The organism is Streptomyces sp. NPDC049837 (assembly GCF_040674455.1).
Taxonomy (GTDB): Bacteria; Actinomycetota; Actinomycetes; order Streptomycetales; family Streptomycetaceae; genus Streptomyces.
In genome coordinates, this window is the sequence record NZ_JBFAMP010000001.1 from 392,648 (window position 1) to 408,630 (window position 15,983).

Sequence of the window (15,983 nt, forward strand, 5' to 3'; positions counted from 1 at the left end):
TCCGATGGCACAGCACTCCCCGCCCACCGCCCCGTACCGCAGGTCCGCCACCGTCGCGCCGCTGTCCTCCGCGCAGGAACGGCTCTGGTACATCGACGCGGCCTCCCCCGGGACGGCCGTCTACAACGTCCCCCTGCTGACCCGCTGGAACCGGCCGGTCGAGGTGACGGCCCTGACGAAGGCGCTCACAGCGGTCGTCACGCGCCACGAAGTCCTCCGCACCACCTACGGGCTGCGCGACGGCCGCCCCGTCCAGTATGTCCACGCCCCGGCGCCCGTCCCGGTCGAGGTGGTCGACGGACCGGCGACCACCGGGGAGCTGGAGCGGCGCGCCCGCGCCCCGTTCGACCTGTCCGCCGCCCCGCCGCTGCGGTGCACGGTGTGGCGGGGCGGCGAGGCCGGCGACAGCATGTTGCTGACGGTGCATCACATCGCCATCGACGGCTGGTCGCTGTCCACGCTGTACGAGGACCTGGCCGCCGCCTACGAGCAGGCACTGACGGGCGAGGCGGTCGACCTTCCCGAACTCCCCGTCCAGTACGCCGACTTCGCGGCGTGGGAACGCACCTGCCACGACGACGACGCGCTCGCCGCCGCCCTCGACGCCCGCGCCGCGCAGTTGCTGCCCGCCCTGGGCGAGGTCACCCTGGGCAGCCGCCCGCCGCGGCGATCCGTGCCGGAAGGAGACCGCAAGGGCGAGCAGTACGTCTTCCACCTGCCCGCCGGGCTCGTCCGGGAAGCCGGGGACCTGGCGACGAGGCTGCGGGCGACACCGTTCACCGTGCTGTTCGCCGCTTTCCAGGCCGTGGTCCAGAGGTGGACCGGGCGTCAGGAGTTCCTGCTGAGCACCGTGGCCGCCAACCGGCCCCACGCCGCCGTCGCCGGGCTCGTCGGCTTCTTCGTCAACACGGTGCCCCTGGTCTGCCGCCCCGATCCGCAGGGCACCTTCGAGCAGTTGTGCACCCAGGTGCGCGGCGAGGCCTTCCGCGTCCTGGACCACCAGCGGCTGCCGTTCGACCGGCTCCTGGCCCGGACGGGCGGCGAGGGACTGCGCAGAGGCGACGGGCTCGCCGACATCGGCTTCATCCTCCAGAACGCCCCCGCGCCGCGCACCGACGGCGAACCGCGCTGGCAGCCTCCGGTGCTGCTGCCCACCGGAACGGCCAAGCAGGACCTCTCCCTCGTCCTGGAGTACCGGGACGGGGGCCCGGACGGGGGCCCGGGCGAAGGCTTGGACGAGGGTCCGGACGGCGGCCTGACCGGCACGATCGAGTACGACGTGGAGCGCTACGACGGCGAGACGGCCCGCGCCCTGGCGGAGAACTTCACGGCCTTCCTCCGGGCCGCCGTCCGCGACCCGGGTGCGAAGCTGTGCCAACTCCCGCTCACCACACGCGCGTCGGGCGCGCTGCCCCCCGGGGTGCTGGTCGGCGAGGAACGCGACCCGGCGACGGGCCCGCGTGGGGTCGTCGAGGCGCTGGAGCGCCGGATGACGGCCATGGACCCCGGCTCCCCCGCCGTGACCTGTGCCGGGACCACGCTGACGTGGGGCGAGCTCGACACCTGGTCACAGGCCGTCGCCGGGCACCTGCGGGCGCACGGCGCGGGGCGTGGCTCGTTCGTCCCGGTGCTGTGCTCCCGGGGCGGCGCGCTCGTCGCGAGCTGGGTCGGCGCGCTGCGGTCCGGGGCGGCGTTCGTACCGCTGGCCCTGGACACACCGCCCGCCCGCGTCGACTTCATCCTGAAGGAGACCGGGGCGTCGCTGGCCCTGGTCGACGAGGCGGGTGCCGAGCTGCTGCACGGCCTCGACACCTCCGTGAAGCCGGTGCGGCTGGACGAGGTGCGAGCGCACGGCGACGGTTACGGACCGGTGGACACGGTCCGGCCGGACGGCGAGGATCCGGCCGTCCTGATCTACACCTCGGGCACGACGGGCAGGCCCAAGGGCGTGCTCGTACCCCATCGCGGGTTGCTCAACACGGCACTGTGGTGGGCCGAGGACGCCGGCCTCGGCCCGGACGACCGGCTGCTGCTCACCGCCGGCACCGCGTTCGACCCCGCCACGTTCAACGTCATCGAGGCGCTGCTCGCCGGGGCGCGGCTGATCGTCGCCGACGACGTGCAGCGGCGCGATCCACGGGCCCTGCTCTCCCTGGTCCGCGGGCCCGAGGGGGCCACCGTCGCCGGCTCGGTCACCCCCAGCCTGCTGCACGCGATGCTGGAGGCCGACGGCCCGGACAGCGCGCCCACGACCCTCCGCCTGGTGTACTCGGGCGGCGAAGCCCTGCCGCGCCGGCTCGCGGCCGACTGCGCCCGCCGCTGGAACGTCCGCGTGCGCAACGTGTACGGGCCGACCGAGGCGTCCTGCAACAGCACCTGGGCCCCCGTCGATCCGGACGACGAACGGCAGCCCCCCATCGGCCTGCCCCTGCCCGGCACCCGCGCGTACGTCCTCGGCCCGCATGGCGAGGAGCTGCCCGCCACGGTCCCCGGCGAGCTGTACGTGGCCGGGGCGGGCGTCGCCCTCGGCTACCTGGGCCGGCCGGAACGGACGGCGGAGGCGTTCCTCCCCGACCCGTACGCCACCGAACCCGGCGCGCTGATGTACCGCACCGGCGACCGGGTGCGGCTGCGGCCCGACGGCCTGCTCGAGTACCTGGGGCGCGCCGACGACCAGGTGAAGATCCTCGGCAACCGGATCGAGCCCGGTGAGGTCCGCAGGCTCATCGAGGAGAACCCCGCCGTCACGGCGGCCGCCGTACACGCCACCGGCACCCCGGTCCAGCTCGTCGCGTACGTGGAGCTGAAGGACGCGGACGGCACGCCCCCCACCCGGGAGGACGTCGTCCGCCCCCTGCGGCGCTGGCTGCCGTCCGCCGTCCTGCCCTCCGAGGTGTACGTCGTCGACGCCCTCCCCCGCACCGCCAACGACAAGGTCGACTTCACGGCCCTGGCGGGGCTGCGGGACAGGCCGCTGCGCCACGAGGAGACCCGCGCCGCCGAGCTGACGCCGCGACAGCGGCGTGCGGCCCGGCTGATGGCCCGGTTCCTGGGCCGGGCGGCGGATGGTGGTGCGCCACTGGTGGGTGCCCTCGGCCCGGACGCCGACTTCTTCACCCTGGGCGGGCACTCGCTCCTCGCCGTCCGGATGCTGGCGGCGGCCGAGGACGAGTGGGGCACGGCGATTCCGCTGCGCTCCTTCCTGGCCGACCCGACCGTGGCGGGGCTCGCGGCCTGCCTCCCCGCCGGGCCCGGGCACGTGCCGTCGGCGCGGCCGCGCCCGGCCGCGCCGGAGGAGGGGCCGCACCCGGCCACCTCCGTCCAGCAGCGGCTGTGGCTGATCGACCGGCTGCCCGCCCTGCGTACGGCCTACCTGGCGCCCAGCGTGGTCGAGTTCACCGGCGCCGTGGACCGCGCGGCACTGCGCGAGGCGTTCGCCGTGGTCCTCGGCCGCCACCCGGCGCTGAGGTCCCGTTTCACGTTCGACGCCAGGCAGCGCCGCGTGTGCTACCGGACCGACGGCGCGCCGCCCGAGGTCACGCTCGTCGACGGCACGGGCTGGAGCGACGAGGAGCTGGACGCCCATGTGGCGGAGGTCTGCTGGTCGCCCTTCGACCTGGCGAAGGAGGCACCCGCGCGCGGTGCGGTGATCGCTGCCGGCGGGGACCGTACGGTCCTGGCGTACGGGGTGCACCACATCGTGAGCGACGGCTGGTCGCTCCAGATCGTCATGGACGAGCTCGCCACGGCCTACCGCGCGCTGCGCAGCGGCGAACCCCTGGTCCTTCCCGAGCCGGTGCACCCGGCGGCCCTCCCGCCCGCGCCCGGTCCGGGTGACGGAGCGGACGTGCTGCTCGCGGCGCTGGCGGGCGCGCCCACCGACGCGGACCTGCCGCACGACCGGCCCCGGGGCGCCACCCAGGACGTGGCGGCGGACAGCCGGGAGCTGCCGCTGCCGGCGGATCTGACGGCCCGGGTCCGGGAGGTGGCCGGGGAGCTGCGCTGCACCACGTTCATGACCGCGACAACGTTGTTCGCCGCGGTACTGGCCCGGCGCGGCGGGCAGCGGGACTTCCTGTTCGCGTTCCCGTGGGCCGGGCGCGACGTCCCGGGCAGCACCGGCGCGGTCGGGATGTTCGTCAACACCCTGCTCGTACGGGCCGACCTGACCGACGGGCCGACCTGGCGGGAACTGCTCACCCGGGTACGGGAATCCGCCCTGACCGCCTTCCGCCACGCGGACACCCCGTTCGAGCTGCTGGCCGCCGGGCTGCACCCGGACCGCGACCTGAGCCGCCCGGCGGTGACACCGCTCTACGTCAACGCGACGGACGAGGAACCGCCAGCGCCCCGGCTCGGGGACGCCACGGGCTCCCGCTATCTGCGGCCGCCCGCGCTGAGGCTCAAGTACGAGCTGGAGCTGACCGCGACCGGAGGCGGCGACCGCCTGGGGCTGTCCCTCGCCTACGCGACCGCGCTCTTCGACGCGTCGACCGCCGACGAGCTGCTGACCGGGCTGGCCGACGCCGCCCGTGACCTGACCAACGACCTGGAGGCCCCCGTGCTCCCCACCGCCGCATCACAGCACCCCGTACCGACGCAGGACCTGACGCAGGGGGACCTGACGTCCCGGGTCGCCGCCGCCTGGTGCGAGGTCCTGGACGTGCCCGATGTGCCGCACGACGTCAACTTCTTCGAGGCGGGCGGCGATTCGCTGCTGCTGATCGTCCTGCTGGACCGGCTGTCGGAGTTCACCGACGACGACATCGACGCCGCCGACCTGTTCCAGCACAGCACGGTACGGGCGCAGGCCGCGTTCCTCGGCGGGCCGGACCGTGCCGGACAGGCCGAGTCCACGCCGGTGGCGCCCGCCCGTGCGGCGGGTGGCCGCGGCCGCCTGCCGGCCCGGACGCGGCGCCCGGCCGCCGGTGCCGCTGGTGCCGCCGGTGCCGCCGAGGAGCGCTCCGCGTGAGCGACGACACCGCGATAGCCGTCATCGGCGTCGGCTGCCGGTTCCCCGACGCCTGGAACGCTGGGCAGTTCTGGCGGAACATCGCCGACGGGAAGGTCGCCGTCCGCGACCTCGACCCCGCCCGGCTGAGGGCGGCCGGGCTGACCGACGAGGTCCTGGACTCGCCCGACTACGTCACCCGCGCGGCCGGGATTCCGGGCGCGGAGGAGTTCGCGGCCGAGTTCTTCGGCTACTCGGCCGGCGAGGCGGAGGCCACCGATCCGCAGCAGCGCGTCTTCCTGGAGGCGTGCTGGGAGGCGCTGGAATCCGCGGGCCGCCCGCACCGGGGCAGCCCGCTGGTCACCGGTGTCTTCGCCGGGTGCAGCCCGAGTACGTACATGACCGCGCTGCACGCGGGCCGCGCCCTGGAGGGCGGGGTCCTGGCCGCCGTGGACGACGTGGCCCTCCACCTGGGCGGCCTGGGGGACTTCCTGGCCTCCCGGGTGGCGTACAAGCTGGACCTGCGGGGGCCTTCGGTCGGTGTGCAGACCGCGTGCTCCTCCTCACTGACCGCCGTGCACTACGCGGTACTGAGCCTGCTGTCCGGCGAGTGCGACATGGCTCTCGCGGGGGGAGCCACCGTGAACGAGCCGCTGCTCGGCTACCGGTACCGTCCGGGCGGGCTGCAGTCGCGCGACGGCTACTGCCGGCCCTTCGACGCCCGCTCCACGGGCACCTCGTTCAGCTCGGGCGTCGGTGTGGTGGCCCTGCGGCGGCTCGGTGACGCGCTCGCCGAGGGGGACCCGGTCCTCGCCGTCGTCCACGGCACGGCGGTCGGCAACGACGGCTCCGCCCGCTCGGGGTTCACCGCCCCGAGCCCGGCCGGGCTCGCCGACGTGGTGGCCTCGGCGCTGGAGGTCGCCGGGGTGCGCGGCACACAGCTCCGGTACGTCGAGGCGCATGGCTCGGGCACACCGCTGGGCGACCAGATCGAACTGCGCGGGCTGACCGAGGGGGTCAGGGCCGGCGAGGACGGTTCCGCCGAGCCGCGCACCGGTTACTGCGCGCTGGGCTCGGTGAAGGCGAACATCGGTCACTGCGGCCCCGCCGCCGGAATCGCCGGGCTCATCAAGGCCGTACAGGTGGCGCGTACGGGTCACGTGCCCCCGCACCCGCTGTACGAGCGGCCCCGCAACCCGGGGGTGCTGGCCGACAGCCCCTTCACCATCTCGGCGGAGCCGGGGCTCGTCGCGGACGACGAGCGGTTCGTGCTCGTCAACTCCATGGGCCTCGGCGGTACCAACGCCACCGCCGTTCTCGGGCCCCCGCCCGCCGCGACCCGGGCGCCGGCGCCCGAGCGCGACCGCGTCCGGCTGGTGCTGTCCGCACGCACGGCGGGCGAACTCGACGCGCTCGCCCGGGACATGGCGGACGCGCTGGAGAGCGGTGCCGCGACCGCGACGGACGCCGCCCACACCCTCCGGGTCGGACGTGTCGCCTTCGCCGAACGGCGGGTGGTGACCGCCGCGCCCGGCGCCCTGCCGGACGCCCTGCGGCACCGGGCGCCCGGCACGCCTCGCCCGGCGCAGCGCGTACGCCTGCTCGTCACGGCGGGCGAGGAGGTCGCCGAACCGGTCGTCGGGCAGTTGACCCTGGCCTTGCGCGGCCGCTGCGACGTGGTGGCCGACCCCGGGGACCGGTCCGGCCACGAGGACGGCTTCACCGTGGTCGTCGGTGACGGCGAGCCGGCGCCGAGGCGGCACGTCCTCGACCCGCGCGGGGACGCCGGGACGCTCGCCGACCGGATCGACGAGGCGGTCACCGCCGCCTGGCTGCACGGCGCCGACGTCGCCTGGGAGGTGCTGGCCGACGGGCGCGGCCGGCGGGTGCCCCTGCCCACGTACCCGTTCACCCGCACCCGCCACTGGGCGCTGGACCGGCTGCCGCCCGTGGCCGTGCCGCCGGCGGCCGCGCCGGGAGCGGCGGCGGACGACAGCGCCGGCCAAACGGCGGTGGCCGTCTCCGACGACCCGGTCGAGGCCGACCTGCTGGGGCTGTGGCGGGAGCTGTTCGGCGTGGACGCCCTCGGGCTCGACGACGAGTTCGCGGCGCTCGGCGGGGACTCCCTCACCGCGATGCGCATCGAGGCCGCCGTCCAGCGCCGCCACGGTGTGTCCGTCAATGTCTACCGGGCGGGCGGCGGCCGGGCCACCGTGCGCCGGCTGGCCCGGGTCGTCACCGGGCTGAAGGGCGGCGGCGAATCGCCCGCCGGGAGCGGGCCCGCCGGACACGCCCCGGCGGCCCCGCACGAACCCGCCGACGAGGCCGGCCTCCTCACCGCCGATCTCGCGCTCGACCTGGGGCGCCCCGCCACGGCGGTGCGCTCCGACGCACCGGACGCCCTGCTCACCACGGCGACGGACCTGCTCGGCACCTTCGTCCTGCACGAGCTGCTCAGGACCGCCCCGGGCCGGGTGCACTGCCTCGTACCGGCCGCCGACGAGCGGGAGGCGCGGGAGCTGCTGCGCGCCCGCGCCGCCGCGGCCGGACTGCCGGAGCCCGCGCCCGAACGCGTGCCGCTGCTGCTGGGCCGGGCGGCGGACCTGGGCAAACTGCTCGACGAGCACGACGACGGCCGGATCGGCCGGGTCGTGCACCGCGCGGAGCCGGCCGGGGCCACCGGCTCGTACGCCCGGCTCCGCGGCGACGCGCTGCCGCCGCTGGCCGGCCTGCTCGCCTGGATGCGGCGCGCCGGCGCGCAGGACTTCACCTGCCTGTCGTCGCTGGCCGCGTGCGGTACCGCGCTCGGCGGTGAAGGGGCGGTCCAGGAGAGCCGCGACCAGCCCCTGGAGCCGGGGGCGGACGGCCCGGCCACCGTCGCCTGGGCGACCGAACGGCTGCTGGAGCGCGCCGAGGAGGACGGCATGCGCGTCCGGGTGTTCCGCACCGGACTGCTGCTCGGCGCGGCCGGCACCGGCGCGTGCGACCCGGCGGACCCGCTCTGGCGGCTGCTGGCCGGGAGCCTGGCCGTCGGCGCGCACCCGCGCGACGACCGTCCGCTGGCCGTCGCCCCGGTCGACCTCGTCGCCCGGGCCGTCGCCGAACTGTCGCTGCTGCCCGGCTCGGTGGGCCGCGCCTACCACCTCGTCGACGCGACGACCGTCACCCCGGCGGCGCTGTGCGAGCTGCTGGCGGAGGGCGCCGGCGCCACCCGTGCCGTGCCCGGCCGTGAGTGGCAGCGCGCCGTGGCGCTGCGCGCGCTGGACCGGGAGAACGAAGCCCTCGACCCGCTGGCGCCCCGGCGGCTCCGCCGTTACGCCCTCGGCGGCGGGCGGCTGGAGGCCCACGCCTGGTCGGGCTGGCTCGCCCGCCAGGGGCACGATCCGGCGCCGACCCGGGAACTGCTGTGGCGTTGCCTGGACTTCGCCGCCGCGCACCACCCGGCGTTCGCCGGACTTCTCGCAGAGCACACCCGTACGCAAGGACTGAAGTGACCGACCGCACCCTGTACGAATGGTTCCGCCGCAGCGTGCGGCACTCCCCCGACGCCGTCGCCCTGGAGGTGCGCGAGAGCGTCGTGACGTACCGCGAGCTGGACCGGCGGGCCGACGCCGTCGCGGGCGCCCTCGTGCGCGCCCACGGCGCGGCGCCCCGCCGGGTCGCCCTGCTCGCGTCCCGTAGCCTCACCGCCTTCGCCGGGTACCTCGCGGCCCTGCGGCTGGGTGCCACGGTCACCCCTCTCAACCCCGGCTACCCGGCGGCGCGCAACCGGTCGGTCTGCGACCTCGCGGGCATCGAGGCGCTCGTCGTGGACGACAGCGGTGCTACCCAACTAGCCGTCCTGGGCGGTGATTTGTCGGCGACGGTGCTGCGGCTGACCGATGCCGAGACGGCCGCCCTGGAGCCCGCCGGTGACCTGCCGCCCTGCGCCACGGCGCCGGACGGCGTCGCCTACGTCCTGTTCACGTCGGGATCGACGGGCCGTCCCAAGGGCGTGCCGATCCGGCACCGCAACCTCGCACCGTACATCGCGCACAACATCGAGCGCTTCGAGGTCGGGCCGGGCTGCCGGGTCTCGCACACCTTCGACCTCACCTTCGACCCGTCGGTCTTCGACGTGTTCGTCACCTGGGGTGCCGGTGCCACGCTCGTGGTGCCGCAGCGCACCGAGCTGATGAAGCCGGTCGACTACGTCGTCCAGCGGGGCATCACCCACTGGTTCTCCGTGCCGTCCGTGGTGTCGGTGGCGGCGGCGCTCGGCAACCTGCCGCCGGGCCTGGCCACCGGGCTGCGGTACGGGATCTTCATCGGCGAACAGCTCACGTACCAGCAGGCGCGCCTGTGGCGGGAGACGGCGCCCCACGCGGTGATCGAGAACGTGTACGGACCCACCGAACTCACCGTGGCCTGCACGGAGTTCCGGCTGCCGCACGATCCGGCGCAGTGGCCCGTGACCTCCAACGACACGGTGCCCATCGGCCCGGTGTACGACTTCCTCGACCACGTGGTGCTGGACGAGGAAGGGCGGCCTGCCCCGGAGGGCGAGCTGTGCGTCCGTGGCTCCCAGCGTTTCGACGGCTACCTGGACCCCTCCGACAACGCGGGCAGGTTCTTGTCGTACGACCCGGAGTCCGGCGCCCGGATCCATCGGGGGGAGGGCGATCTCACGCCCGGCCACTACTACCGCACCGGCGACCGCGTCCGGCACGAGAACGGCGCCCTGGTGCACCTCGGGCGCCTCGACAACCAGATCAAGCTGCGCGGCTACCGCATCGAGCTGGGTGAGATCGAGGCCGCCGTGCGCCGCCACCCCGCCGTGACCGAGGCGGTCGTCGTCCCGGTCGAGGGCGCGACGGAGACCGAACTCGTCGCCTGCTACACGGGAGAGGAGCAGCGGCCCACCGACCTGATGCTCTGGCTGCGCAAGCGGATCCCGGTGCACATGGTGCCGCGTCGGTTCGCCCACATGACGGAGCTGCCGCTCAACCCCAATGGCAAGATCGACCGCCCGGCGCTGCGGCGGGCGTTCGACGCACGGGCGGGGGCCGTCTGATGGCAGCGCTGTCGATCCTGCGTGATCTGAGGCCGCGCCGTGGCGTCGTCGGCGTCCTCGCCGTGAGCAACCTCGCGCGGACCGTCGCCAACGGGTTCCTGCTCTCCGTGACCGTGCTGTACTTCCTGCGCACCGTGGAGATCCCGTCGCAGCGGGTGGGCCTCGGGCTGACCGTATCGGCGGTCCTGGCCATGCTCGTGAGCCTTCCGGCCGGCCAGTTGTCGGACCGCCTCGGGTCGCGGACCACGTCCATCGCCTTCGGCGTGCTCCAGGGCGTGGTGGTGTGCGGTTACACCCTCGCCGGTGGATTCGCCGGTTTCCTGGTCGTGGTGAGCCTGTCCGCGATGGCGGACTCCGCCAGTGCGGCCGCGCGGGGCGCACTGATCGCCGAGGCGCTGCCGCCGTCGGAACGGGTGGGGGCCCGCGCCTATCTCCAGTCCGTCATCAACATCGGCCTGTCGCTGGGCACCCTGCTCGGCGGGGCGGCTCTCGCGGTGAACACCCGGGCGGTCTTCACCACCCTGCTCCTTGTCAGTGGCGCGCTGTTCGTGGTCGCCGGTCTGCTCTGCTGCCGGCTGCCGGGGACCCAGGCGCCGCCCCGGCCGGAGGAGGCCAAGAGCCGCCACGTGCTGCGTGACGTCCCCTTCCTGGCGGTGGCCGCCCTCAACGCCGTACTCGTGCTGGGCACCGACGCGCTGCTGACGGTGGCCCTGCCCATCTGGATCGCGGACCGCACCGAGGCGCCGGTCTCCGTCTACGCGGCGATCATGTTCCTGAACACGGTCGTGTGCGTGCTCTTCCAGGTCCGCATGAGCAAGGGCGCCGAGGACGTCACGGGCGGTGCGCGGGCCATGCGCAGGGCCGGGCTGCTGCTGGCGGTCTGCTGCGCCCTGTTCGCGGTCGCCGCCGGTCAGCCCGCGTGGGTGGCCGTGGTGTGCCTGCTGGCCGGTGCGCTGGTCCACGTCTTCGGCGAGATGCTGCACTCGGCCGGCTCGTGGGCGCTGTCGTACGACCTGGCCCCCGCCCACGCCCACGGCCAGTACCAGGGGCTGTTCAACCTCGTCCAGAGGGTCGGCGCGGCGGTCACCCCGCTCCTGGCCACGGCGGTGATCGTCGGCTGGGGCTGGCCGGGCTGGCTGCTGTTCGCGGGCGTCCTGCTGGCGGGAGGGCTGGCCACACCGGCCGCCGCCCGCTGGGCGCAGCGCACCAGGGCACCGGAGGCCCGGGAGCCCGAAGAGCCCCACGAGGACGCCGAGGCCCCGCGCGCGGTCTCCGCCTGACCCGCCGCCCCTCCCTTCGACTGGAAGAAGCCCATGGATTTCAGCCTGTTCTACTTCGGTGACGACGGTGACGGCGGCGACGCCGCGGCCGGTGGGAACCGCTACGACCTGGTGCTCGAAGGAGCCCGGTTCGCCGACGAGAACGACTTCACCGCCGTGTGGACGCCCGAGCGCCACTTCCACCCCTTCGGGGGCCTCTACCCGAACCCGTCCGTGACCGGCGCCGCAATCGCCGCCACGACCCGCCGCGTCGGCATCCGCGCGGGCAGTGTCGTCGCCCCGCTGCACCATCCGCTGCGGATCGCGGAGGAGTGGGCGGTCGTCGACAACATCTCCGGCGGCCGCGTCGGGCTCGCCTTCGCCTCCGGGTGGCACGCGGTCGACTTCGCGCTGCGCCCGGAGGCGTACGAGGACCGCCGGCAGCTCATGCTGGACGCCGCCGAGCAGGTGCGTGCGCTGTGGCGGGGCGAGGAGATGACGGTGCTGGACGGCGCCGGGGAGGAGAAGCGGGTCCGCGCCTACCCGCCGCCGGTGCGGCGCCACCTGCCCCTGTGGATCACCAGCGCCGGCGGCGTCGAGACGTTCCGCAACGCGGGCCGCCTGGGCGCCGGTGTCCTGACCCACCTTCTGGGCCAGGACCTCGACGAACTCGCGGCCAAGATCGCCGCGTACCACGAAGCGGTCAGGGCCCGGCCCGGCGCCGACGGCTGGCCCGGTCACGTGGTGGTCATGGTGCACACGTTCCTCGGTGAGGACGACGACGCCGCCCGGGAGCTGGTGCGCGGGCCGCTGCGGGCGTACCTGCGCAGCTCCCTGGGGCTGTTGCTGGGCTCCGGGGTGGCCGGTGCCCGCAAGATCGACCCGTCCCGGCTCCGCGAGAAGGACGTGGACTTCCTCGTCGACCGGGCCTTCGACCGCTATTTCGACGACGGCGGTCTCCTGGGCACGGTGCCGAAGGCGCGGCGCGTCGTGGAGCGGATGCGCGGGCTGGGCGTGGACGAGGTCGCCTGCCTGATCGACTTCGGACTGCCCGCCAAGGTCGTCCTCGACGGCCTCACCCACCTCAACGAACTGCGGAAGACCTTCGTATGACCACCAGCCACTTCAGGCGCACCGCAGGCCGTTTCCCCACCGGGGTGACGGTGGTGTCGGGGATCGACGGCGGACGGCCGCACGGGACGACCGTGAACGCCTTCGCCACCGTCTCCCTGGACCCGCTCGTCATCATGGTGGCGCTCGGGCAGCGCTCCCGCCTCCGCTCGCGGATCGTGCGCAGCGGCGCCTTCGCGGTCAGCCTGCTGTCCGCCCGCCAGACCTCCGACGCACGCTGGTTCGCCGATCCCGCCCGGCCGGACGGCGAGGACGCGTTCGCCGGACGGCCGTGGAAGCCGGGCCCGCACTCCGGGGCACCGGTCCTCCTCGACGCCGTCGGGTACTTCGACTGCTCGGTGCGCGCGACCCACTCGGCCGGTGACCACACCGTGGTCCTGGGGGATGTCGAGGCGTTCGACGTGCTGTCCGACGAGCCGCCCCTGCTCTTCCACGACAGCCGCCTGCTGCCCGGACCGGCCGTCCAGATCAAGGAACGTACGTGACACGCATCTTCATGTTCCCCGGACAGGGTACCCAGCACGCCGGCATGGGCGGCGAGCTGTTCGACCGCTTCCCCGCCCTGGTCCGCGAGGCCGATGCCATCCTCGGCCATTCGATACGGGAGTTGTGCCTGGACGATCCGGAGGGCCGTCTGGGCAGCACCGAGTACACCCAGCCCGCCGTGTACGTGGTCAACGCGATGGCCCTGCGGGCGGCACGCGCCGAGGGGGCCGCCCCGGACGTGGCCATCGGCCACAGCCTGGGCGAGTACAACGCCCTGGAGGCGGCCGGGGTGTTCGGGTTCGCCGACGGGCTGCGGCTGGTGGTGGCCAGGGCGCGTGCCATGGCCCGTGTCACCGGGGGCGGCATGGCGGCGGTGCTGGGCCTCGACGAGGCGGTGCTGCGGCTGCTGCTGCGCCGCGCGGGCCTGGACGCGGTGCAGGTGGCGAACTTCAACACGCCGGACCAGACGGTGATCGCCGGTCCCGAGGACGGGCTGGAGGAGGCCGAGGCGCTCCTCCTCGACGCGGGCGCCCGCCGGGTTCGCCGCCTGGATGTCAGCGGCCCCTTCCACAGCACCCACATGGCACCGGCGGCCGAGGAGTTCGCCCCCGCGCTGCGGGCGGTCACGCTCGCCGCCCCCGCCATCCCCGTGATCGCCAACCGGACCGCCCGGCCCTACCCGGCGAACGGGATCGCCGGCCTGCTGGCCGAACAGATCCACCACCCGGTGCTGTGGCGGGAGACCGTCCAGGCACTGGACACGCCCGACGCCGAGTTCGTGGAGATCGGCGCGGGCAGCACGCTCACCCGCATGCTGCGGGACCTTCGCACGCACCAGCCACGCGTCATCAGGCACGCATGAGGCACCAAGGAGATCCGTTCATGACCGACCTCGCCGCACCGCGCCCGGCCGGCGTCTCACTCGTCAGGCCGCGCCCGGTCGCCGATCCCACGCTGCGCCTGTTCCTGCTGCACCACGCGGCCGGATCGCACCTCGCGTACACGGCGTGGGCGCCCCTGTTCCCCGAGGACTGGGACGTCTGCCTCCTGGAGGCCCCCGGCCGTGGCACCCTCGGCCACCTGCCGCCCTACGAGAGCGCCCCGGAGCTCGCCGGTTTCTTCCTCGACGACGTCGAAGGACTGCTCGACGTGCCTTTCGCGCTGTTCGGCCACAGCATGGGGGGCCTCGTCGCCTACGAGATGACGGTGCAGCTCGCGGCGCGCGGTCTGCCGGCGCCCGTCTGGCTCGGTGTCTCGGCGTGCGAGGCACCGTACGGGGAGCACCTTCCCGACCAGATACGGCTGCACACCCTTCCGGCGCCGGAGCTGCGTACCGCGCTCGCGGAGATGGGCGGGTTGCCGTCCGCCCTGCTGGAGGACGAGGACGTCTGGGCCGTCTTCGAGCCCCGGGTACGGGCCGACTTCGCCGTCACGGAACGGTGGCGGCCCCACCCCGGCGCGGCGGGCAGGGTGTCGGTGCCCCTCTCGCTCTTCGGCGGGGAGGACGACACCGTGGTGCCCGTGGACGCGCTGACGGCCTGGGCCGACGGCGCGGAACGCCTGGTCGGGCAGCACCTGTTCCCGGGCGGCCACTTCTACTTCCAGGGGCAGGAGGCCTCGCTCGTCGCGCAACTGGAGCTGGAGCTGGACGGGCTGCTGCCGCGCGCTCCCCGGACGCGTGCCGGTCAGCGGGCGGCGGGGCCGGTTCGCTGGTAGATGTCGGGGATGCCGTCGTGGTTGTCGTCGCGGTTCTCCTCCTCGTACAGGCGCCGGTACATGCCGTTGCGGCGCTTGACGAGGAGGGCGGCGAGGGACGCGGCGACGAGGGAGCCGACGAGGACGGCCGCCTTGATCTGCCCGGCGGCGGCCGGGTCCGGGAAGGCCAGCTCGCCGATGAGCAGTGCGACGGTGAAGCCGATGCCGCCGAGCACCGCGAGCGCGAAGACGTCCGCCCAGGCGAGGTCGGGGTTGAGGCGGGCACGGGTGAACTGGGCGGCGAGGTAGGTTCCGGCGAAGATGCCGAGCGTCTTGCCGGCGACCAGGCCCAGCACCACACCCAGCGGTTCCGGTTCGGTGAACACCTGCCCCAGGGAGGTGGCCGTCACGCTGACACCGGAGGCGAAGAGGGCGAAGAGCGGTACCGCGACCCCCGCGGAGACGGGGTGGAGGAGGTGGGAGGTGCGTTCGGCGGGTGAAGCGGTCTCGCCCTCGTCGCGGGTGGTGCGGAGGATCAGGCCCATGGCGACGCCGGCGACGGTGGCGTGGACGCCGCCGTGGTACATCAGCGCCCAGATGGCGAGGCCGAGGGGGACGTACCACCACCAGCCGCGCACGCGGAGGCGCTGGAGCGCGTAGAAGAGGACCAGTCCGGCCAGCGCACCGCCGAGCGCGGTGAAGTTGAGGTCGCTGGTGAAGAACACCGCGATGACGAGGATGCCGCCCAGGTCGTCCACGACGGCGAGGGTCAGCAGGAACGCCCGCAGCGCGGCGGGGAGGTGGCTGCTGAGGACGGCGAGCACGGCGAGGGCGAAGGCGATGTCGGTGGCCATCGGCACCGCCCAGCCGTTGAGGCTGCCGCCGCCCGCCGATGCGGTGAGGGCGTAGAAGGCGGCGGGGACGACCATGCCAGCGGCGGCCGCGACGACCGGGAGCGCGGCGGTGGCGGGGGTGCGCAGTTCGCCGACGACCAGTTCGCGCTTGAGCTCGATGCCGGCGGCGAGGAAGAAGATCGTGAGCAGGCCGTCGGCGGTCCAGTGGCCGACGGAGAGGTCCAGGCCGAGCGCCGGTATGCCGAAGTGGAAGTCGCGTATGTGCTCGTAGGTGCCGGCCCAGGGGGAGTTTGCCCAGATCAGGGCCACCACGGCCGCGATGAGGAGGATGAGACCGCCGACCGTCTCCGTCCTCAGCGCCTGCACCACGGCGTTGCGTTCCGGCAGGGGCAGGATTCCGAGGAAGGGGGAACGCTCGCGCGGGGCAGCAGCCATCGGTGGGCCTCCGGGAAGGGATCGGTTCGAGGGCATACGGGCCCCTGGGACGCCGACCAGACTTCCCGGCACACCGCGCGCCGTATGCCGCCGCCGAGCGGCGGCCCTTGACGCGTTCT

9 protein-coding genes are annotated in these 15,983 nt (G+C 74.6%); 8 read left to right on the forward strand and 1 reads right to left on the reverse strand.

The genetic code is table 11. The features are described 5' to 3' along the window. Window positions 1-4: 4 nt before the first annotated feature. The 8 genes from AB0J57_RS01810 to AB0J57_RS01845 are packed head-to-tail and all read left to right on the forward strand — an operon-like array spanning window position 5 to window position 14,596. The gene (locus AB0J57_RS01810) at window positions 5-4,972 is read left to right on the forward strand and encodes an amino acid adenylation domain-containing protein (RefSeq protein ID WP_366125921.1); all 4,968 of its coding nucleotides are present in this window, start codon (window positions 5-7) and stop codon (window positions 4,970-4,972) included. After that, window positions 4,969-8,445, forward strand: coding sequence for a beta-ketoacyl synthase N-terminal-like domain-containing protein (locus tag AB0J57_RS01815; RefSeq protein WP_366125922.1), 3,477 nt, complete (start codon window positions 4,969-4,971; stop codon window positions 8,443-8,445). The genes AB0J57_RS01810 and AB0J57_RS01815 overlap by 4 nt, the downstream gene beginning before the upstream one ends. Continuing rightward, window positions 8,442-10,004 carry an amino acid adenylation domain-containing protein gene (locus AB0J57_RS01820; protein WP_366125923.1) on the forward strand — a complete coding sequence of 521 codons (1,563 nt, stop codon included), beginning with the start codon at window positions 8,442-8,444 and terminating at the stop codon, window positions 10,002-10,004. Before AB0J57_RS01815 ends, AB0J57_RS01820 begins: the two co-directional genes overlap by 4 nt. Further along, window positions 10,004-11,284 carry an MFS transporter gene (locus tag AB0J57_RS01825; RefSeq protein WP_366125924.1) on the forward strand — a complete coding sequence of 427 codons (1,281 nt, stop codon included), beginning with the start codon at window positions 10,004-10,006 and terminating at the stop codon, window positions 11,282-11,284. Before AB0J57_RS01820 ends, AB0J57_RS01825 begins: the two co-directional genes overlap by 1 nt. 33 nt (window positions 11,285-11,317) lie before the next feature. Beyond that, window positions 11,318-12,376 carry a MupA/Atu3671 family FMN-dependent luciferase-like monooxygenase gene (locus tag AB0J57_RS01830; RefSeq protein WP_366125925.1) on the forward strand — a complete coding sequence of 353 codons (1,059 nt, stop codon included), beginning with the start codon at window positions 11,318-11,320 and terminating at the stop codon, window positions 12,374-12,376. Then, a complete protein-coding gene (locus AB0J57_RS01835) occupies window positions 12,373-12,879 on the forward strand; it encodes a flavin reductase family protein (RefSeq protein ID WP_366125926.1) in 507 nt (168 codons plus the stop codon). Before AB0J57_RS01830 ends, AB0J57_RS01835 begins: the two co-directional genes overlap by 4 nt. Beyond that, a complete protein-coding gene (gene fabD, locus AB0J57_RS01840) occupies window positions 12,876-13,742 on the forward strand; it encodes an ACP S-malonyltransferase (RefSeq protein ID WP_366125927.1) in 867 nt (288 codons plus the stop codon). Before AB0J57_RS01835 ends, fabD begins: the two co-directional genes overlap by 4 nt. A gap of 20 nt (window positions 13,743-13,762) precedes the next feature. Then, window positions 13,763-14,596 carry an alpha/beta fold hydrolase gene (locus tag AB0J57_RS01845; protein WP_366125928.1) on the forward strand — a complete coding sequence of 278 codons (834 nt, stop codon included), beginning with the start codon at window positions 13,763-13,765 and terminating at the stop codon, window positions 14,594-14,596. On the opposite strand, the gene nhaA is transcribed toward AB0J57_RS01845, so the two are convergent. Next, the gene (nhaA, locus tag AB0J57_RS01850; RefSeq protein ID WP_366125929.1) at window positions 14,566-15,864 is read right to left on the reverse strand and encodes a Na+/H+ antiporter NhaA; all 1,299 of its coding nucleotides are present in this window, start codon (window positions 15,862-15,864) and stop codon (window positions 14,566-14,568) included. The two genes, AB0J57_RS01845 and nhaA, sit on opposite strands and share 31 nt — an antisense overlap. Window positions 15,865-15,983 lie beyond the last annotated feature (119 nt).